The sequence below is a fragment of the Burkholderia cepacia ATCC 25416 genome (assembly GCF_001411495.1).
GTDB lineage: Bacteria > Pseudomonadota > Gammaproteobacteria > Burkholderiales > Burkholderiaceae > Burkholderia > Burkholderia cepacia.
Window position 1 is genome coordinate 1,080,087 of the sequence record NZ_CP012982.1, and the last position, 20,193, is coordinate 1,100,279.

At 68.6% G+C, this 20,193-nt stretch carries 11 protein-coding genes; 7 read left to right on the forward strand and 4 right to left on the reverse strand.

Annotated elements, in window-relative coordinates; genetic code table 11:
- Nucleotides 1-252: 252 nt before the first annotated feature.
- From acs to APZ15_RS22255, 3 genes are all read left to right on the forward strand, one after another.
- The gene (gene acs / locus APZ15_RS22245; protein WP_027790650.1) at nucleotides 253-2,235 is read left to right on the forward strand and encodes an acetate--CoA ligase; all 1,983 of its coding nucleotides are present in this window, start codon (nucleotides 253-255) and stop codon (nucleotides 2,233-2,235) included.
- Nucleotides 2,236-2,420: 185 nt separating this feature from the next.
- Nucleotides 2,421-3,491: a porin gene (locus APZ15_RS22250; protein WP_027790649.1), complete on the forward strand. Its 1,071-nt coding sequence runs from the start codon at nucleotides 2,421-2,423 to the stop codon at nucleotides 3,489-3,491.
- Between the two features lie 268 nt (nucleotides 3,492-3,759).
- Nucleotides 3,760-5,166, forward strand: coding sequence for a methyl-accepting chemotaxis protein (locus APZ15_RS22255; protein ID WP_027790648.1), 1,407 nt, complete (start codon nucleotides 3,760-3,762; stop codon nucleotides 5,164-5,166).
- Between the two features lie 31 nt (nucleotides 5,167-5,197).
- On the opposite strand, the gene pbpC is transcribed toward APZ15_RS22255, so the two are convergent.
- Nucleotides 5,198-7,609 (reverse strand): penicillin-binding protein 1C, encoded by a 2,412-nt coding sequence (gene pbpC / locus APZ15_RS22260; protein WP_027790647.1) that lies wholly within the window; start codon nucleotides 7,607-7,609, stop codon nucleotides 5,198-5,200.
- Between the two features lie 45 nt (nucleotides 7,610-7,654).
- Entirely contained in the window at nucleotides 7,655-13,651 is a 5,997-nt protein-coding gene (locus APZ15_RS22265) for an MG2 domain-containing protein (RefSeq protein ID WP_027790646.1), read from the reverse strand.
- 12 nt (nucleotides 13,652-13,663) lie between these two features.
- On the opposite strand from APZ15_RS22265, the gene APZ15_RS41085 reads away from it, so the two are divergent.
- Nucleotides 13,664-13,948, forward strand: a complete 285-nt coding sequence (locus APZ15_RS41085) for a hypothetical protein (protein WP_124536427.1) — start codon at nucleotides 13,664-13,666, stop codon at nucleotides 13,946-13,948.
- A gap of 11 nt (nucleotides 13,949-13,959) precedes the next feature.
- The gene (locus tag APZ15_RS22270; protein ID WP_027790645.1) at nucleotides 13,960-15,213 is read left to right on the forward strand and encodes a lipoprotein-releasing ABC transporter permease subunit; all 1,254 of its coding nucleotides are present in this window, start codon (nucleotides 13,960-13,962) and stop codon (nucleotides 15,211-15,213) included.
- A 33-nt stretch (nucleotides 15,214-15,246) separates the two neighbouring features.
- On the opposite strand, the gene APZ15_RS22275 is transcribed toward APZ15_RS22270, so the two are convergent.
- Nucleotides 15,247-16,062 carry a hypothetical protein gene (locus APZ15_RS22275; protein ID WP_027790644.1) on the reverse strand — a complete coding sequence of 272 codons (816 nt, stop codon included), beginning with the start codon at nucleotides 16,060-16,062 and terminating at the stop codon, nucleotides 15,247-15,249.
- Nucleotides 16,063-16,653: 591 nt separating this feature from the next.
- On the opposite strand from APZ15_RS22275, the gene APZ15_RS22280 reads away from it, so the two are divergent.
- Both APZ15_RS22280 and APZ15_RS22285 read left to right on the forward strand, forming a co-directional pair.
- Nucleotides 16,654-18,621 (forward strand): Xaa-Pro dipeptidyl-peptidase, encoded by a 1,968-nt coding sequence (locus APZ15_RS22280; protein ID WP_027790643.1) that lies wholly within the window; start codon nucleotides 16,654-16,656, stop codon nucleotides 18,619-18,621.
- A gap of 131 nt (nucleotides 18,622-18,752) precedes the next feature.
- On the forward strand, nucleotides 18,753-19,121 hold the full coding sequence (locus tag APZ15_RS22285) for an NUDIX domain-containing protein (RefSeq protein WP_027790642.1): 369 nt from the start codon (nucleotides 18,753-18,755) through the stop codon (nucleotides 19,119-19,121).
- Nucleotides 19,122-19,142: 21 nt separating this feature from the next.
- Here APZ15_RS22285 and APZ15_RS22290 read toward each other — a convergent pair whose 3' ends face one another.
- Nucleotides 19,143-20,072: a 2-hydroxyacid dehydrogenase gene (locus APZ15_RS22290; protein ID WP_027790641.1), complete on the reverse strand. Its 930-nt coding sequence runs from the start codon at nucleotides 20,070-20,072 to the stop codon at nucleotides 19,143-19,145.
- Between the last annotated feature and the right edge of the window lie 121 nt (nucleotides 20,073-20,193).

Sequence of the window (20,193 nt, forward strand, 5' to 3'; positions counted from 1 at the left end):
CCGGATCGAGCGGCCGACCACCTTCCCCGGCACGCGCCACCTGTTGAGGACTGCAACACGATGTGCTGCATTTATGAACGGCCGGCTTCGGCTTGACGGTATCCACCCCGTCGCCCGTTCGACCGGATCGCCCGAAACGCGCGCGGTGCGCCGCGACTTCCGCCGAATGCGCGCATCGATCGTTGATGCTGGCACGCATGTTGCGTTTTCCCGAACAGCAGCCCTGCATCCCAAGAACGCATGGAGACACGCTTGTCCACGATTGAATCGGTTCTTCACGAAACCCGCCAGTTTGCGCCGCCCGCGGCGCTCGAGCAGGCGGCGACCATTTCCGGCATGCCGGCCTATCGGGCGCTCGTCGCCGAGGCCGAGCGCGATTACGAAGGCTTCTGGGCGCGCCTCGCGCGCGAGGGCCTCGCGTGGCACAAGCCGTTCACCAAAGTGCTCGACGAGTCCAACGCGCCGTTCTACAAGTGGTTCGACGACGGCGAGCTCAACGCGTCGTACAACTGCCTCGACCGTCACGTCGAAGCCGGCAACGGCGAGCGCGTCGCGGTGATCTTCGAAGCCGACGACGGCACCGTCACGCGCGTCACCTATGCGGATCTCCTCGCCCGCGTGTCGCGTTTCGCGAATGCGCTGAAGAAGCGCGGCATCGGCAAGGGCGACCGCGTCGTCATCTATATCCCGATGTCGATCGAAGGCATCGTCGCGATGCAGGCCTGCGCGCGCATCGGCGCGACCCACTCGGTCGTGTTCGGCGGCTTCTCCGCGAAGTCGCTGAACGAGCGGCTCGTCGACGTCGGCGCGACGGCGCTGATCACGGCCGACGAGCAGGCACGCGGCGGCAAGACGCTGCCGCTCAAGAGCATCGCCGACGAGGCGCTCGCGCTGGGCGGCTGCGAAGCGGTGAAGAGCGTGATCGTCTATCGCCGCACCGGCGGCAAGATCGACTGGCATGCCGACCGCGACCTGTGGATGCACGAACTGACGGCCGCCGAATCCGACACCTGCGAGCCGGAATGGGTGAGCGCCGAGCATCCGCTGTTCATCCTGTATACGTCGGGCTCGACCGGCAAGCCGAAGGGCGTGCAGCACAGCACCGGCGGCTACCTGCTGTGGGCCGCGCAGACGATGAAGTGGACCTTCGACTGGAAGCCCACCGACGTGTTCTGGTGCACGGCCGACATCGGCTGGGTCACCGGCCACACGTACATCACGTACGGCCCGCTCGCCTGCGGCGGCACGCAGGTCGTGTTCGAGGGCGTGCCGACCTGGCCGGACGCCGGCCGCTTCTGGAAGATGATCGGCGACCACAAGGTCAGCGTGTTCTACACCGCGCCGACGGCGATCCGTTCGCTGATCAAGGCCGCCGAGGCCGACGACAAGGTGCATCCGAAGAGCTACGACCTGTCGAGCCTGCGCATCATCGGCACGGTCGGCGAGCCGATCAATCCGGAAGCGTGGATGTGGTATCACAAGCACGTCGGCCAGGAGCGCTGCCCGATCGTCGATACGTGGTGGCAGACCGAGACGGGCGGCCACATGATCACGCCGCTGCCGGGCGCGACGCCGACCGTGCCCGGTTCGTGCACGCTGCCGCTGCCGGGCATCATGGCCGCGGTGGTCGACGAAACCGGCCAGGACGTGCCGAACGGGCAAGGCGGCATTCTCGTCGTCAAGCGCCCGTGGCCGGCGATGATCCGCACGATCTGGGGCGACCCGGAACGCTTCAAGAAGAGCTACTACCCGGAAGAACTCGGCGGCACGCTGTACCTCGCCGGCGACGGCACCGTGCGCGACAAGGACACCGGCTACTTCACGATCATGGGCCGGATCGACGACGTGCTGAACGTGTCGGGCCACCGGCTCGGCACGATGGAGATCGAATCGGCGCTGGTCTCGCACGAGCTGGTGGCCGAGGCGGCCGTGGTCGGCCGTCCTGACGACACGACGGGCGAGGCGGTGGTCGCGTTCGTGGTGCTCAAGCGTGCGCGTCCGGAAGGCGAGGAGGCCGCGGCGCTCGCGAAGACGCTGCGCGACTGGGTCGGCAAGCAGATCGGGCCGATCGCGAAGCCGAAGGACATCCGCTTCGGCGACAACCTGCCGAAAACGCGCTCGGGCAAGATCATGCGGCGCCTGCTGCGTTCGCTCGCCAAGGGAGAAGCGATCACGCAGGACACGTCCACGCTCGAGAACCCGGCCATCCTCGAGCAGTTGAACCGTTCGCTGTAACACCGCCCGCCCGGGCGGAGCGTTTCGCTTCGTCTCGGTGCCGGGATGCGGTCGCATTCCGGCCCTCGCGAAGCACCGCCGTGCGTTCCCCGACGGCACGGCCTGCAGGCGGCACGCGTCGATTCCGCCGCCGAAATATTAATTAGCTATACGTATTACAACATTCAACAAAACGGAGACAGACGATGAAGATCACGACACGGACGATTTGCGCGGCGCTGCTCGGCGCGGCGGCGAGCACGAGTGTTTTCGCGCAGAGCAGCGTCACGCTGTACGGCGACCTCGACGCCGCGTTGCTTTACACGAGCCGGTCGCTCGACTCGGCGACCGGCGGCAATGCGGGCCGCCAGTTCGCGCTGACCGATACCGGCATGACGCCGACCAACTTCGGCTTGACGGGTACCGAGGATCTCGGCGGCGGACTGCACGCGAAATTCAAGCTCGAGAGCGGCTTCAACATCACCGACGGGGCGTTCGGCCATTCGAACGGCAACTTCTTCGGCCGCCAGGCGTGGGTCGGGATCGACGGCGGGTTCGGCGAAACGAAGATCGGCCTGCAGTTCTCGCCGTTCGTGCTCGCGGTGCTCGGATCGGACCCGCGCAACGTTTCGCACTTCGGCGCCGCGCTGATCCCGTACGTCGACAACGTGCTCGTCACCGGCCTCTTCAACCCGAACGCGATTTCGTACACGAGCCCGACGATCGCCGGGCTCACGGGCAGCGCGATGTTCGGCTTCGGCGGAAAAGCCGGGGACTTCCAGGCGGGACGCCAGTATTCCGGCAGTCTCACGTATACGAATGGCGGCTTCATGCTCAACGCGGCGCTCTACGACGGCAACGGCGGCACGTCGCCGACGCCGGTATCGAGCACGGTCGCGTTCGTCGGCCGCACGATCGGCACCGCCTACACGTTCGGGCCCGTGACCGGCAAGGCGTCGTTCACGAGCTACAAGGTTGCCGGGTCGTTCAGCAACAACGTGTACAGCGCCGGCCTCGACTATCGCGTCACGCCGGCCCTCGACCTGAACACCGGCGCGTGGTACACGATCGATCGCAACGACTCGCACAATCATTCGCTGCTCGCCGCGATCGGCGCCGACTACAGCCTGTCAAAGCGAACGGGCCTGTATGCGCAGGTCGGTGTCGTCAACAACCATGGCGCGATGAATACGGGCCTCGGCATCACGGGCGGCGCGCTGTTCGGGTTGCCGGGCACGACGGTCGGCGTCAACGCCGGCATCCACCACGTGTTCTGACGCGGCGCGACGCGTCCGGCCGGACGGGCAGCCCGCGTGCGCCCGTCCGGCCCGGCGCCGGAACACGGCCACCGCAAACGCCGCAAAAGGCAGCAAAAGCCGTGAACGGCGGGCAACGCGCGGCACCGGCCGGACGATCCGCCATCCCGATCCCGGTCTCGATGTTTACCCGACCTCAAGTCCGTGCCCTCGCTGCCGTCAAGACAGGAGCGCACGCCCAGCATCCGCCGATGACCAGGCACGCGTCCCTTCAAGGAGACCCCGCAACGTGAACTTCTTCGGAATCGGCCGCGGCCACCGTTCGTCGCGCGCGCTCGTCGGCGACATCGCCGAGCAGGCCGGCAAGCTCGGCATCGAGATCTGCGACGTGTCGGGTCACGTCGAGGAAGTCGCGGCCCGCGTCGCCAGACAGGCGGAGGTCTGCCACACGCTGCGCGAATCGGCCGCCGTCACGTTGCGCGGCAACCACCGGATTGCCGAAGCGGCGCAGCAGGTGCGCGCCGTGAGCGCGAATGCGTCGGACGCGGTTCGCCAGTCGCAACAGACGATCGAGGCGTCGCTCGCCGACATCCACGGCCTCGTCGAAGGCGTCACGTCGATCGGCAACCAGATGGGTGCGCTGCGCGACGCGCTCGATCATGTACGGGCCGTGTCCGAGGAGATCTCCGTGATCGCGCGACAGACTCACCTGCTCGCGCTGAACGCCGCGATCGAGGCCGCACGCGCCGGCGATTCGGGCCGCAGCTTCGCCGTCGTCGCGGCCGAGGTCAAGAACCTGTCCGCGAAGACCGGACAGGCGACGGCCCAGATCGAGACGACCCTCGCGCGCCTCGCCGAGCAGACCGAACACCTGATCGCGGAAGGCACCGACAACGCCGCCCGCGCGCATCGCGTGCGCGAGGGCACGCGTACGATCGGCGAGGTCGTGCACGCGACCGGGCACGCGATCACCGAGCTCGCCGGCGAGGCCGAGCAGATCGCGTCGCTGACGGACGAAATCGAGACGCAATGCCACCGGCTCGACGAACAGGTCGGCGAGATGGCATCCGGCGTCGAGGATTCGAGCGACAACTTCTCGCAGGCCAAGGACCGGCTCGGCAACCTGCTCTCCGTCTCCGAGACGCTCATCGAACTCACGGCCGCGACCGGCATCGAATCGCCCGACACGCGCCTGATCGACACCGCGCGGCACACGGCCGCCGCGATCAGCAAGCTCTTCGAGGAAGCGGTCGGACGCGGCGAGATCGCACTCGACGCGCTCTTCGACGCGCACTACGTGCCGATTCCCGGCACCGATCCGCAGCAGTTCATGACGCGCTTCACCGACTTCACCGACCGCGTGCTGCCGGCCATCCAGGAGCCGGTGCTCGGGATCGACGCGCGCATCGTCTATTGCGCGAGCTTCGACCGGCAGTGCTACCTGCCGACCCACAACCGGAAATTCTCGCTGCCGCAGCGCGCGGACGCCGCGTGGAACGCCGCGAACTGCCGGAATCGCCGGATCTACACGGACCGCACGGCGCGCACCTCCGTGTCGCATACCAAGCCGTTCCTGCTGCAGACCTATCGGCGCGACATGGGCAACGGCAACTTCGCGCTGATGAAGGACGTTTCCGCTCCCATCGTCGTCGGCGGACGGCAATGGGGCGTGCTGCGGATCGGCTACAGCGTCTGAGTCCCGGCCTGCACCGGCAGGCCCTCGTCCATTACTGTTCGAGCCCCACCGCCAGCGGCCGCTGGTCGCCGCGGCCGTGATCGTCGACCACGCGCACCGTATAGCTGCCGGCCGTCCGCGGCTGCCAGAACAGCGCATCGCCCGGCACGCTGCGCCCGACGAACGCATCGTTGACGAACCAGTACAGCGCATGCGCGCTCGCATCGGCCGTCGCGTTGAACGCGATGCGCGTCTCCTCCGTGCTCTTCACGCGCATCGCATATGTACTGCCGCGCAGCGGCGACGTGATGCGCGGCGGATCGCCGTCGACCTGCCCCGCGTCGCGGCACTCCGCGTTCTGCGGCGGCCGCCGGCGCGCAATGCCGGCCTGCACGAACACCTGCTGCAGATCCGACGGCCAGAACTCGAAGATCTCCGTATGCGTGCGCTTGCCGTCGTAAGGCGGGCACGCGGCCTTCCCCGTCGCGTCGTCGATCACGACCGGCCGGTGCACGGTGCTCACGCGGATCGGCGACGTGCCCGGAATGAACCACGTCCAGCCCTGCTGCGGGCACCACTCGTTCGGCAGGTCGCCGCTCGCGAGGCAGATCCGCACGCGCTTCAGGCGCGGCGGCACCGCGCGCGGCGGCTCGACGAGCGTGCGCTCGGCATTCAATGCGTCGACGACCTGGAAGAACAGCGGTGCGGCCGCGTCGACGCCGACGAACGCCGTATTGGTCGAGTTGTCGAAATTGCCGACCCACACGACCAGCACGTACGGGCCGAACACGCCGGCCGTCCACGCATCGCGGAACGACCACGACGTGCCGGTCTTCCAGTAGACGGGCACGCTCGACGGCTGCGCGCCGCTCGTTTCGTCGGGGCGCAGATGCTGGCGCAGCATGTCCATCGTCATGTAGCTCGCCTCCGCGCTCAACAAACGCCGGCCGGGCAGCGCCGGTTCGTCCGCGCGCAGCCGCAGCGGCCGGAATTCGCCGCGATTCGCGAGCATCGCGTAGAGGCCCGCGAGATCCTGCATCGTCACTTCGCCGCCGCCGAGCACGAGCGCGAGCCCGTAGTGCTGCGCGCTCGCGAGCCGGCGCACGCCGGCTTCCTGCAGGAACCGGTACAGGTCGGGCGACTTGAGCTGCGACGCGACCCACACGGCCGGCACGTTGCGGCTGCGGTTCAGCGCGTCGGTCGCGGTGATCGGCCCGAGAAAATGCCCGTCGAAATTCTCCGGCGCATACGGGCCGAACGCGGTCGGCACGTCGCGCAGCACCGTTTGCGGATGCAGCACGCCCTGGTCGAAACCGAGCGCATAGATGAACGGCTTGAGCGTCGAGCCCGGCGAGCGCCGCGCGAGCGTGCCGTTCACCTGCCCGTCGATCGTGCGGTCGAAGAAGTTCGCGGAACCGACCAGCGCCTTCACGCCCATGTCGCGCGTATCGACGAGGATGGCCGCCGCATTGCGCACGCCGCGCGTGTCGTTGCGCGCGACATAACGCGCGATCTGCCGTTCGAGCGTGCGCTGCAGGTCGAGATCGAGCGTCGTCACGAGCCGCGCACCGCCGTCGCTGCCGTCCGGCACATCGCCCGAGGCCGTGCGCCACGCGCTGCGTGCGGCGAGCGCCTGGTCGACCGCGTGCGGCGCGTCGAAAGGCAGGGCCGACAAGGGCCGCATCGCCAGCGGCAACGCGAACAGCGGCTTGAGCGACGCATCGCCCGGATGCTTCGTCAGCCAGCGCGCATACAGCCGGTTGCGCGACGCGGCCAGCGCACGGTTGATCTCGTCCTGCCCGCCGCGCACGCGCCGCGCCGGGTCCTGCGGAATCACCGCGAGCGCGAGCGCCTCGGGCAGCGTCAGCGCATCGGGCATCCGGTCGAAATACACGACGCTCGCGGTGCCCGCGCCTTCGACGTTGCGGCCGTAGGGCGCATCGTTCAGATAGGCTTCGAGGATCTGCCGTTTCGAATAGAAGAGTTCGAGCTGCACCGCGCGCGCAACCTGCTCGAGCTTGCCTGCCGGCGTGCGCGTGTTCAGCCGCCACAGCGAGCGCGCGAGCTGCATCGTCAGCGTCGAGCCGCCCTGCGGATTGCCGCCGCGCACATACGTGATCCACGCACCGCGCGCGAGGCCGTACGGGTTGAAGCCGGGATGCCAGCGGAACCAGCGGTCCTCGTGCAGCATCACGGCCTCGACGAGCTGCGGCGACATCCGGTCGAGCGGCACCCACAGGCGGTAGCGGTCGTCCTTCGCCAGCGTGAGCCGCAACAAGCGGCCCTGTGCGTCGACCACCGCGACCGACGACGGCTTCCAGTCGCGCAGCGGCGGATGCGGCCACAGCCGGCACGCGGCCAGCGCACCGAATACGAGCAGCGCGCCGGCGATCCAGTTCTGCCAGCGATGCAGCCAGCGGCCGGCGCCGCGCAGCGCGCGCCGCAGCACCGGGGCGTCAGCCACGCGCGGGCGCTCCGCGCGCCCGGCGCGGCCGTTGCAGCCGCGCCGTCATCGCACGCGCTCCACGGTCAGCGCCGTGCCGCCGGGTGCCTGTGCCTGCACGCGGCGGTCGTACATCGACTCGCCGTAAGCCGGCGGCGCGACGAAGCGGCCCGCGTTGCTCGCCTTGATCCGGTAGACGAACTCGCGCACGTCCGTCGTCGCGGTGCCGTAGATCACCACGCGGTCCTCGCGCACGTCCGCGAACTGCGGCTGCCACGTGGAGCCCTTGACGCCGATCGGCGAACGCCACGGCGCATCGGCCACCGGCGCCGACGCGCCGCCGTCGCTGTCGCCGTCCTGCGTGTCGGCGACGGGCGGCGGCGCGATCACCGGATCGAAGCCGCCGGGCAGCAGGTCGACGATCGCGATGTTGCCGACGTTCGCCGGGCCCGTCGCGCGGATCTTCAGGTGCACGTCGATCTCCTGGCCGAGCGTGATTTTCCCGAGCGGCTTGCCGTCCGTGTCGGTGTAGTCGCGCACGATCTCCAGGCCATTCCTGATCGCCTTCGTCGACGTGCCGCGGTCGTAGCCCGACTGGCTCGCGATCCACCACGCGGGCAGCGTGCTGCCGTTCACGAAGTCGACGCGCGACGCACCGGCCGCCCACGTGCCCGAGCGCACGAGGTTCGCCTGGATCGACGACACGTCCTTCGGCGCGGCGCCCGCGCGCACCTCGTCGATCGCGAGCTGGTCGAGCTGGCCCGCGCTCGACGCCGCATACGCATCGAGCGCGAGGATCGTCATCGCCGACGACAGCGTGTTGTAGCGGTTGTCGACGAGCGGCGCGGCGAGGTTGTCCATCGCGCGCGGCGACAGCTTGCGCACGCGCTCCGGGAAGTGCTTCGCGATCAGGTACAGCACGCTCGCGTCGCGCGTCAGCGGATCGAGGTAGTAGCCGGTCACGTAACCGCCGTCGGACGCGCGCTTGCGCTCGAGCAGCGCCTGCGGGCCCGCGATCAGCGCCGCGGCCTCCTTGTCCTGCTTCAGCAGCTGGTACGACGCGGCAAGCCATGCGGCCGCGAGGTCGTTCTTCCAGTCGTTCGGATACGCATCCTGCAGCCGCTTCTGCACGGCCGCGAGGCTGTTGGTCGTCACGTTGCCCTGGCGCGTCAGCAAGTACACCGCATAAGCGCGCTGGCGCAGCAGGTCGAGCGAGCCGAGCGAATCGTTCGCCGCGAGCCTCTGCAGATACTGGTTGCCCGCGTCGAGCATATCCTTCGGCACGGCGATGCCGCGCTCGCGCGCGTCGAGCAGCACGTGCATCGCGTACGCGGACACGAACGGATCGGCGTCGGGCGTCGCGCTCCACAGGCCGAACCCGCCCTGCGCGTTCTGCCGGCCGCGCAGCACGCCGAGGAACTGCGCGATCGCCGCCGCGTTCGTCGTGTCGGCGCCGGCGTCGGTCGCATGCATCGCGCTCGTCAGCGCGCGCACCGACAGCCACTTCGCCGCGAACACGCGCGGCACGGCCGCGCTCACCATCTGCTCGCTGCAGTAGTGCTCGAAGTTGACGAGATACGACGCCACCCCTTCGGACAGCACGAGCGGCGCGGTCGAGATGCTCGCGTCGCGCGATGCATACGCGTCGTACATCGACCGCAGGTTCGGCACACTCGCCTTCTTGCCCGGGTCGAGCCGCGCGATGTCGAGCTGCGTGCGGAACGCGGCGGCCGGCCGCACCGACACGTCGACGCGCTGCTGCGCGCCCTTCGCGCCGTAGCGCGCACCGAACGACAGCGCGCCCGAGCCGAGCGTATCGGTCGCCTTCACGCGGAACATCGCGACGCCCTCATGCTGCGGCGCGAGCGCGACGTTCTGCGTGGCCGGCCCGATCACCTGCAACTGCGGCCCCGTCTTCAGCGTGACCGCGACCGGCACCGGCTGGTTGCCGGCGCCCGTCAGGTTGTTCGAGACACCGACGCTGACGTCGGCCTCGTCACCCGGCGCGAGCGTCGTCGGCACGTTCGGCGACAGCACGAAGTCGCCGCGCACCGTCGTCGCGCCCTCGAACGTGCCGACCAGGTCCGGCGACACCGACAGGGCCATCACGCGCAGCTTGCCGTTGAAGTAGTCGGGCACGGTGTAGCTCAGGCGCGTGTCGCCGTTCACGTCGACGATCCCCGACCAGTAGACGACCGGCTTGTCGCGCTTGCGCTTGAACGGGTTCAACTGACGGCCGATCGCATCGTCGGCGTCGCCGCCCGGCGCGGCCATCGCCATCAGCTTCTCGAAGTCCGGCAGGATCAGGTCGAGGATCTGCGACGTGCCGACTTCAAGCATCCGCTTGCGGAAGAAGAACTTCAGCGGATCGCCGAGCTTGTAGCGTGCGACCTGCAGGATGCCCTCGTCGACGGCGAACACGACGACCTTCGCGGGCTTCGCCGAATGCACGGTGAAATTCACCGTGTCGCCGGGTTTCACGAGCGCCGGCGCGTCGACCGACAGCGCGTTGCGGCGCGCATCGAGGTTCACCGAGAACGGCACGACGCCGTAGCTCAGCGGGCTCATGAAGATTTCATCGGACGACGGATCGCGGATGTACTGCACGTTGATGTAACCGTTGCCCTCGAAACCGGCCGGCACCGTGATGTGCTGGATCGAGCTCGTCGTGTCCGCATGGAACCATGCGTGCGCATACACCTTGTCGCGCTCGATCGTGATCAGGCCGCTGCCCGCGTAAGGCGCGCGGATCGCGATCTCGACCTGCTCGCCCGGCTTGTAGTCGTGCTTCGCGAGGCTTACCTGCAGCTCCGCGTTGCGGTCGAGCGAACGCGTGACGTTCGCGTCGCCCGTGACCGAATACTCGATCCGGTTCACCGCGGTGCCGTCCGCGTCGCGGATCACGAGCGCATAGCTGCCCGGCTTGTCGGTGCGCAGCGTGAAGTCGAGCCCGGCCGCCGGAATCGTCAGCGGCTTCTCGTCGACGGGCACCTCCTTCAGCCGCGAATCGTATTTGTATGCGCCGGAATCCTGCTTGGTCAGCACCGACACGTAGCGCTCCTCGACCAGCTGCGCGCGCAGGCCCTTCACGTCGATCGCCTTCGCGTTCGGATCGATCGCGACGAGCCGCACCGTGCGCGGGCTGCCGCGCTTCACGTAGCCGAGATCGTCGACGGACTTGTAGCCGACGAGCCAGTCGTTGTTCGACACGAGCGTCTGCGCGTTCGCGGCGACGTTGCGCCCGCCTTCCGCTTCATAGGCCTTCGCCTGGAAGTAGAGCTGGTAGGTCGAATCCGCGTACTTGTCGAGATCGAGGTCGAATTCGGCATGGCCGTGCTCGTCGGTCGTGCCGTCCTGCAGCGTCGTCGTGTAGCCCTCCTTCGCGCGGCGCGCGTCGAAGAAGTGATAACCCTGCCAGCTGCGGAACGACGGCCACACCGGGCGCAGCGTCAGCGTCGCCGCGACGCGACGCTTCTCCGCCGGCGTGCCGAACAGGTTCTGCGCGTCGACGACGCCCTTCAGCCCCTTCGGCTTCACCCACCCTTCGACGACCTGCTGCGACAGCTTCGCGTCGACCTTCATGCGGTCCGGCAGGAACTCCTTCACCTGCACCGTCGTGCTGCCGATCGGCTCCGCGCCGGGCTGGCCGTCCTTGACGATGTACAGGTTGACCGTCCACGTACCGGTCGGCGCCGTTTCGGCCGTCGTATAGCCGAGCTCGGTGAAGCCCGTCGCATCGACCGTCACCGGCTTGCGCTCGACCGTGATCCCGCGCGGGTCGACGATCTCCGCCTGCAGCGGCACGCCGGCCGGGCTGCGCGCCCAGCTCGCGGCACGCACGATCAGGCCGATGTGGAACGGATCGCCGGGCCGATACAGGCCGCGATCCGAGAACAGGTAGGCGGACAGTTGCCCCTGGCCCGTCGCATTGCGCTCGCCGTCGACGTCGAAACGCGAGAAGTCGAGCTGGCGATCGCGGCCGGCCACCGGCAGGAAAGACAGGTCGGTGTCCTTCTTCACGACGTACAGCTGCGGCCGCTTCTCGCGGTCGAGCCCCTTGAACGCCGGGAAATGCACGATGCCGTCGGCGCCCGTCGTCTGCGTGAACAGCGCCTGGCCGTTCACCGCGAGCACCGATACCGTTGCGCCCGCAACCGGCTTGCCCGTGCGGATCGACTGGACGAACACGTCCTGGCTGCCGTCGAGCGCCTTCTTGACTAGCATCCCGAGATCGGTCACGACGATCAGGCGCGTATCGCCGAGCGCGCTGTCGCTGTCGTTGTCGTTTCCGCTGCTGTCGCCCGAGTCGGCGTTGTCGGACTGATCCTGGCTGCCGTCGCCGGACGATGCATCGCCGTCCTTCGCGTCATCGGCTTTCTTCTTCTCGGCGGCCGGATCGTACTTCGTCAGGTGCAGCAGGAACACGCCGCGCTTGCCGCCCTTCAGGTACTGGCCGAGATCGATGCCTTCGTAATGCGCCTTGCCGGGTTCGCCGGCCGGGAATGCGCGCGTCTGCACGAAGCGCTCGACGATGTGATCCTCGCTGAACGAATACGACAGCTCGGGCCGCGCGTACGTGCCGTTGTTGAAGCTCACGAGATGCTGGAGCTGGTCGGGCAGCACACGGCCGATCTCGACCTTCATCCCCGGCAGGTTGCGCGACACGACCGACAACCGCTTGCTGCCGCTCATCGACAGTAGCGAACCGTCGGCCATGAAGCGCAGCAGCTTCGGATAGTCCGGCACCGTGAACGCGGTCGTCACGGGCTCGCCGAGCAGGTAGCCGCCGGCCGACTTCAGGTCGCCCTCGAACCGCACGACGACGCGCTCGCCCGGCGTCGCGTGGTACTTGAAGCTCTGCAGCGTCGCGAAATCGTTCTCGGTGGGCACCGCCTCGAGCGGCAGCGGCTTCGACTGCTTCAGCACCGCATCGCTGATGTCGGCCACGTTCCATTCGTACGGCGGATCGTCGTCCGCCTGGTCGACGCCCGGCTTGCGCTTCGGCAGCACCCACGCCTTCGCGCGCGCCGCGAGGTCGGCGCTGCGCACGCCGTCGGACGCTTCCGCGACGAGCACCTGCTCGGGCTCGTAGCGCTCGTTGTCGACGAGCGTCGGCGCGATGTTGTCGATCGACAGGCTGTAGAGCCCCGGCACGTCGACCGCCGCGTGCAGCACGTCGGGCGTGCCGTTGCCGCCGCGCGCGCTCTTCACGCCCTTGTCGACGTCGAGCCGTGCGACCAGCGGATCGCGCGGAATCTCGAGCGGCTGCGAATACACCCACGCGCTCGTCTTCATCTTGTCGTAGTTGACCGTGTAGCGCAGCGGCGTCGCATTCTTGCCGTCGCGGCCGACCAGCACGAGGCCGATGCGCTTCTCGAATTCGGCCGGATCGACCGGATAGTTGAAGCGCAGCTGCAGCAGCGCCTGCTTCTCCGCCGGATTGTCGGGATTCCGGTAGAACTCGTTGTTGCCGAACGTGGCGGCAAACGCGGGCACATCGAACGCGAAGCGGTCGTCGTGCATCGTCACCTGCGGCGCGAACACCCGGTGCACCGCGAAACGCACCTCGACGTGCGCGCCGACCGGCCAGTCGGCCGCCGGCGTGAAGCGCAGCGTCTTGTCGTCGACCCACGCCCACGCGCCCTTGAGCGCGGGCGTCATCTCGATGCCCTCTCCGGCCGGCTTGCCGACCTGCTCGATCGGCGCGGCCGATTGCGAGAACACGACGTCGAGCGGATGCACGGTGATCTTCGGCTTGTCGCTGTCGTCCACCTCATAGGTGGTGATCGGCGGCGCCTTCACGGTGAACGTGACGGTCTCGGGCTCCGGCGGCTTCGGCCGATGCTTGAACCAGTAACCGCCGTAGCCGAGCGCGGCCGCGAGCAGCACGATGCCGCCGGCGTGCCACGGGCGGCGGCGCACGGCCGCGGCGGTGATGCCCATCCACGCGGGCGCCGTCCACGACACGTCGCCGACCAGCGGCCGCAGCGCGCAGCCGAGCAGCCACCAGACGAAGCCCGCCGCGCGAATCGGCAGGAGCAGCAGGAAGCGCAGCAAATCCATGTTGTTATTTCCTTGTTCAAGGACGTGCGGCCGGCTTCGGCGGCGTTCCCCGAGATTTATTGGTCTGTGACGGCGCGGCCCTGGTTGCGCCGGAATGCTTGGAATGTTGTGTTCGACCGGATGCTGGCCGCCATTATCGATCAGACCCGAAACGATGGAAATATCGGTGTGCCGGCGCGCAACGCCGGCCGTCGACCGTCCGGTCGGGCGGGATTTCGGCTCGCCGCCCCAACCGCTGCGCGCACCCGCGCCGCGTTCGCTAGAATGCGCGGCTCGGCACGAATCGAATCGAAATGAAAGGAATCCGCTTGAAACTCCCGTTCGAATGGCAGATCGGGCTGCGCTACGCGCGCGGCGGCCGGCGCTCGGCCGGCGACGGCTTCGTGTCGTTCATTGCCGGCGCGGCGATGGCCGGCATCGCGCTCGGCGTCGCGGCACTGATCGTCGTGCTGTCGGTGATGAACGGTTTCCGGACCGAAGTGCGCGACCGGATGCTGTCGGTGCTCGCGCACGTGGAAATCTTCTCGCCCACCGGCGCGATGCCCGACTGGCGGCTCACCGCGCACGAATCGCTGCGGAATCCGGCGGTGCGCGCCGTCGCGCCCTACGTCGACGCGCAGGCGCTGCTGACGAACGCGGGCAGCGTGACGGGCGTCGCGCTGCGCGGCATCGACCCCGTGCTCGAGCCGCGCGTGTCCGAGATCGCGCGCAAGCCGAAGACGGGGCGGCTCGACGCGCTCGTGCCGGGCGGGATGGGCATCGTGCTGGGTTCGGCGCTGGCCGACGCGCTGCACGTGAAGATCGGCGACCGCATCACGTTCTTCGCGCCCGGCAACACCGCGCGCATCGGCGACGCGCTGCCGCAGTTCCGGCAGTTCAACGTGGTCGGCACGTTCGAGTCGGGCCACTACCAGTACGACAGCGCGCTCGCATACATCCATATCCGCGACGCGCAGACGCTGTTCAACGTGCGCGCGCCGACCGGCATCCGGCTGCGCCTCGACGATCTGCAGCGCGCGCCCGACGTCGCGCTGGAACTGTCGCGCTCGCTGTCGGGCGATCTCTACATCCGCGACTGGACGCGGCAGAACCGCACGTGGTTCGAGGCCGAGCGGCTGCAAAAGCGCATGCTGTCGCTGATCCTGATGCTGATCGTCGCGGTCGCCGCGTTCAACCTCGTGTCGTCGCTCGTGATGACCGTCACGCAGAAGCAGGGCGACATCGCGATCCTGCGCACGCTCGGCGCGCCGCCGGGGTCGATCATGAAGATCTTCGCGATCCAGGGGATGACGATCGGTCTCACCGGCACGCTGGCGGGCGTCGCGCTCGGCTGCGCGATCGCGGTGAGCATCCCGTGGGTGCTGCCGGCGGTCGAGCGGTTGCTCGGCATCCACTTCCTGACGCCGTCCGTGTACTTCCTCAGTTCGCTGCCGTCGAAGCTTGCGGCGATCGACGTGATCGAGATCGCCGCGGCCGCGTTCCTGATGTCGTGCGTCGCGACGCTCTACCCGAGCTGGCGCGCCGCGCGGGTACGGCCGGCCGAAGCACTGCGCGACGAATAGGCGCGCGGCGCTTCGGCGCGGCGTGGTGCGCCGTCATGCCGTCTCGTGAAAACCGACGCTGTGGGTGCCGTTCAGGATGTCCTCGAACGCGTTCCCGAAGCCGACGTCGATCAGGCCCGCACGCCTGCCGTACGTCTTCTGCCCCGACACGTCGCTGACGAAGATCGCCGCGCCCGACGACAACTGACGATCGGTATCCAGCAGCGCGAGCGTGCCGCGCGCGCTGCCGGCCGACTCGTCGAAGTTCAGCCGCGTGCCGTCCTGCGTGGTGAAATGCCCGCCGACCTCCTCGAATTTCCGGTTGCGCGCGACGGACGCATTCATCTCCTTCATGAAGAGAAAGTCCGCGTCGGCGCGCTGGCTGGCCACCTTGCGATCGTCGTCGGAGAACGTGTCGCCCACCGCGGCGGCGCCCTGCTCGGCGAAGTCGACGGCCTGCTGGTGAAACTCGCGCGTCGCGAGCACGAGGCCCGCGTTCGCGTTCAGCGTCGACTCCACCCACGCGCGATCGCTCTCCGTCATCGTCTTCGACACGACCTTGATCCGGCCGTTGTCGGTCATGAAGTCGAACTTCGCGTCGGCCAGGTCCGGGCGCTTCGCGATGATCTCCTGCAGGCTCGTCGCGAGCTGGCTGGTGACGTCGCGCAGCTTCGTCGACAGGTCGCCCAGGATCGTCAACTGCTTCGTGCGCGCCGCCTGCATCGCTTCCGGGTCCAGCGCCCGGATCTCGAGCGGTGTGTCCTGCGGTTTCCCGGCCGCCGTGTCCGCCTGTCGACGCCCGTCGAGCGCGGCTTCCTGCACCATCTGCGCAAGCGTAAGGCCGCTCGCTGCCGTGACTGAAATCGTCATGCCCTCTCTCTCCTTTCAATCCGTTTTTTACCGTTTACGGACAAATTTCGCGGAAATTTAGACCGATCGCACATCGATCGCGAAGGACGTGCCAATACTTTGTTTGACTGAAACTAAAAAAGTTTGACACCAGGATTTCACTGAGATAAGTTTGCGCAAGCTTCCGGAAAGCAATCCGGCTCGCCTCGCCGACTCGCGTCGCGCTTTCCTGCCGTTGCAGCACCGCCGTTCGCACCATCCCCGCCTCATCGCATCGTGCCGTTCCGTTTCATCCGAAACCTGAAGGAAGATCGGGCATGCCCGCATTTGATTCGCACTCCTCCATTCACTTCGCGCCACCGGCCCCGTGCCGACCGCGCGTCATGAACCGGCGGCCGTGCTGACGCTTTCCGGTCGGGGCAATGCAGTCGCCCCGACACCCGCCGGGTTGCGCGACGCGTGACGCGCGTCCACACCGGCCGTGACACCCGGGCATCGCGCCCGGCGCTTTCGAAGGTGCAGTTCCGTTTCATCCGATGCAGCACCCGGCCGGGCCGCGGGGGGCATATCGCGGGCCGGCCGGTTCCGGACAATCACAACAAGAGGTCGACAATGGACATTCATCGAACCGGATTGCGTCGCGCGTGGCTTCCCGCGCTCGTTGCGGCCACGACGCTCGCCGCGTGCGGCGGCGACGACGGCGGCAGCGTGGCGGGCGTCTCGGCGCTCGCGCAGGGCCAACAGGAGGGGGCCGCCGCATCGGCGGCCGACAAGCAGTCGCTCTCATCACGCATCTCGCCGTCCGGCGTCCCGTACGCCAATCCGGCCAGCGGCGGCCGCTATCGCCCCGTGATCGCGAACGGCCAGGTGCAGCCGTCGCTGTCGGGCGGCACGATCGAGGAGAACGCGTGGGTCGACACGTCGGTCGATTCCGACGGCGACGGCACGCGCGACCGCATCCACGTGCGCATCGTGCGCCCGACCGAAACCGCGAACGGCGCGCGTACGCCCGTCATCGTGCTCGCGAGCCCGTACTACGCGGGCCTCGCCGACAGCCCCGACCACAACGTCGACGTCGAACTCGACGGCACGCCGCACCCCGCCGCCAATGCGCAGGCGGCCGCGGCCGCCTCGACGTCCGCGCGCATCATGGCCGCCGCGCCGCAGGTGCGGATGCTGCAGCAGGTGGAGGCCGCCGCCGCCGGGCGCTCGTGGATCGAGGGCTACTTCATTCCGCGCGGCTTCACGATCGTCTACGCGGATTCGCTCGGCACCGCCGGCTCGGACGGTTGCCCGACGATCCTCACGCGCGACGAATCGGTCGCGATGGCATCGGTGATCCGCTGGCTCGGCCGCGACGCGACCGCGAAGGACGCGAACGGCAAGACGGTCGTCGCGAACTGGTCGACGGGCCACGTCGGCATGTACGGCGTGTCGTACGACGGCACGCTGCCGAAGATGGTCGCGAGCCTGCGCACGCGCGGGCTCGATGCGATCGTGCCGGTCGCCGGGTTGACGAACATGTACGGCTACTACCGCTCGGGCGGGCTCGTGCGTGCGCCGGAAGGCTATCAGGGCGAAGACGTCGACGTGTACATCAAGGCGCTGCTGACGAACGCGCATCCGGAGCGTTGCACGCACCTGATCGACGAAGCGTTGCAGCAGGAAGACCGCAAGACCGGCGACTATTCGCCGTTCTGGGCCGCGCGCGACATCCCGACCGGCTTCGCGGTCGCGCCGGCGCTCGTTGCGCAAGGGTTGACCGACGACAACGTGCGCGTCGACCAGTCGACGGCGTGGTATCTCGCGATGCGGCGCCAGGGCGTGCCGACGCAGCTGTGGCTGCACCGCCTGAAGCACACCGACCCGACCCGCGTGCCGGCGATGGCCGATGCATGGACCGCGGAGGTGAACCGCTGGTTTACGCGTTACCTGATCGGTTATGACAACGGCGTCGAACGCGATCCGCGCGCGGTGATCGAGCAGGCGGACGGCACGCTGCTGAAGGAAGCGGACTGGGCCGCACGTCACGCCACGCCGGTCACGTACTTTGCCGGCGGCGACGGCGCAGGCACCGGCTCGTTGCTGCGGCTGCCGACCGGCGGCCCGCTCGCGCGCTTCACGGACGACGCGCGCATCACCGCGCTCACGCTGGCGAACGCACCGACCGGCGAGAATCGCAGCCGTTTCGAAACCGCGCCGCTCACGGCCGCGACACGCCTGTCCGGTGCCGCGACCGCACGCGTCAGGCTGACCTTCACGGCGGTGGCCAACGTGACGGCCCTGCTGGTCGATCGCGCGCCGGACGGTACGGCCACGATCGTCACGCGCGCGTGGACCGACCCGCGCAACCGGTGGTCCGAGTGGCGCTCGGAGCCCGTGCTGCCCGGGATGCCGTACGACCTGAAGCTGACGTTCATGCCGCGTGACTACAAGCTGGAAGCCGGCCACCGGCTGGGGCTCGTCGTCCTGTCCAGCGACAACGAGGCAACGCTGCGGCCGACGCCGGGCACGGGCCTCACGCTCGATCCGGCCGGGACGTCGGTGACGGTGCCGCTGGCGTCGTCGGCAGGCGTGTAACCGCACGCCGGCGTCCGGCGCAACGGCGCCGCCTCCCCCGTCTGCGCGCTCGTTGGCGCAGGCGGGGGATCGCTGCAGGAACGGCACACCTGCGCTACGCTGCGAAAGTCGAACGCCAACGGTGCCGCCTCATGATCCCCCTCAGCGCGAAAGCCATCGTCCGCGACGGGCGCTCGGTCCTGTTCCTGCGCAATCCACGCGACGAATGGGAGTTGCCGGGCGGCTGGCCCGAAGCCGGCGAATCGCTCGAGGAAACCGTCGCGCGCGAAGTGCGGGAGGAATGCGGAATCGTCGCCTCGGCGATCCGCTACGTGGCGAGCCGCTCGTGTGAGGTCGTGCCGGGCAAGCGCGTGCTCATCGTGTGCTTCGAGTGCCGGGTCGATCGGCACGAAATCGTCCTGAGCGACGAGCACGACCAGTTCGGCTGGATCGACCTCGATGGCGACAAGCCGGCGAACCTGCCGGATTTCTATTGGGAATTCTGCAGACAGGCTGGCTGACCCGCGCCCGCCCTGCGGCCATCACACCGGCGTCAACACCGGCTGCCCCGCGAAATGCCGCTTCGCGTTGTCGAGAAACTGCTGCACCGAGCGATCGAGCGCCTCCGGCGACCAGCCGCCCATGTGCGGCGTCAGCACGACGCTGTCGAGATCCGTCAGCGCGCGCGGCGGTTCCGGTTCCCCTTCGTACACGTCGAGCCCCGCGCCCGCGATGCGCCCTTCGCGCAACGCGTCTGCCAAAGCAGCGGTATCGACAACGCTGCCGCGCGATACGTTGACGAGAAAACCGCCCGGCCCGAGCGCATCGAGCACGGTGCGGTCGATCAGGTGCCGCGTGCCCGCGCCGCCCGGCGTCGCGACGATCAGGAAATCGGCCCACTGCGCAAGCGCGTCGACGCGGTCGAAATAGCGATAGGGAACGTTCTTCTCCGACCGGTTGTGATAACCGATCTCGATGTCGAAGCCGGCTGCGCGACGCGCGCACTTCTCGCCGATCTTGCCGAGCCCGACGATGCCGAGCTTCCTGCCCGACACGTTCGGCGGCATCGGCAGCCCGTCGCGCCACACGCCGGCACGGGTTTTCGCATCGAGCGGCACCACGTTGCGCACCGCCGCGAGCAGCAGCGCGAACGCGTGGTCGGCCACGCAATCGTCGTTGGTGCCGGCGCCCGTCACGACCGTGACGCCGCGCGCCTTCGCATGCGCGACGTCGATATGCTCGTAGCCCGCGCCGAGCGCGCTGACGAAGGTGAGTTGCGGAAGCCGGTCGATCTCGGCGCCGGTGAGCCCCGTGCTGCCGTTGGTCAGCACCGCGCGTATCGTGCCGCCGTGTTCGGCGATCGCGCGTTCGCGTTCTTCGGCAGTCGGGGCATGGCGCACGTCGAACGACGCGGCGATCTCGCGGTGCGCGTCGCCGCGCAATGCGATGAGGACCAGCAGCTCGGGTTTCATGTCGGCAATTGTCGGCAGGCGGAGACGAAATCGAGTGTAACAAGCCCGCGCGACTCATGCGGGTTATCCCCACGCGGGCTGTGGACACGCCGCCGCACGCGGTTTGCCAAAGCCCGCCCAG

Bases quoted from the DNA above. Each gene is read 5' to 3' on its own strand.
- APZ15_RS22285 (WP_027790642.1), top strand. From the start codon at position 18,753: ATGATCCCCCTCAGCGCGAAAGCCATCGTCCGCGACGGGCGCTCGGTC.
- APZ15_RS22250 (WP_027790649.1), top strand. From the start codon at position 2,421: ATGAAGATCACGACACGGACGATTTGCGCGGCGCTGCTCGGCGCGGCG.
- APZ15_RS22280 (WP_027790643.1), top strand. From the start codon at position 16,654: ATGGACATTCATCGAACCGGATTGCGTCGCGCGTGGCTTCCCGCGCTC.
- APZ15_RS22265 (WP_027790646.1), bottom strand. From the start codon at position 13,651: ATGGATTTGCTGCGCTTCCTGCTGCTCCTGCCGATTCGCGCGGCGGGC.
- APZ15_RS22290 (WP_027790641.1), bottom strand. From the start codon at position 20,072: ATGAAACCCGAGCTGCTGGTCCTCATCGCATTGCGCGGCGACGCGCAC.
- APZ15_RS22275 (WP_027790644.1), bottom strand. From the start codon at position 16,062: ATGACGATTTCAGTCACGGCAGCGAGCGGCCTTACGCTTGCGCAGATG.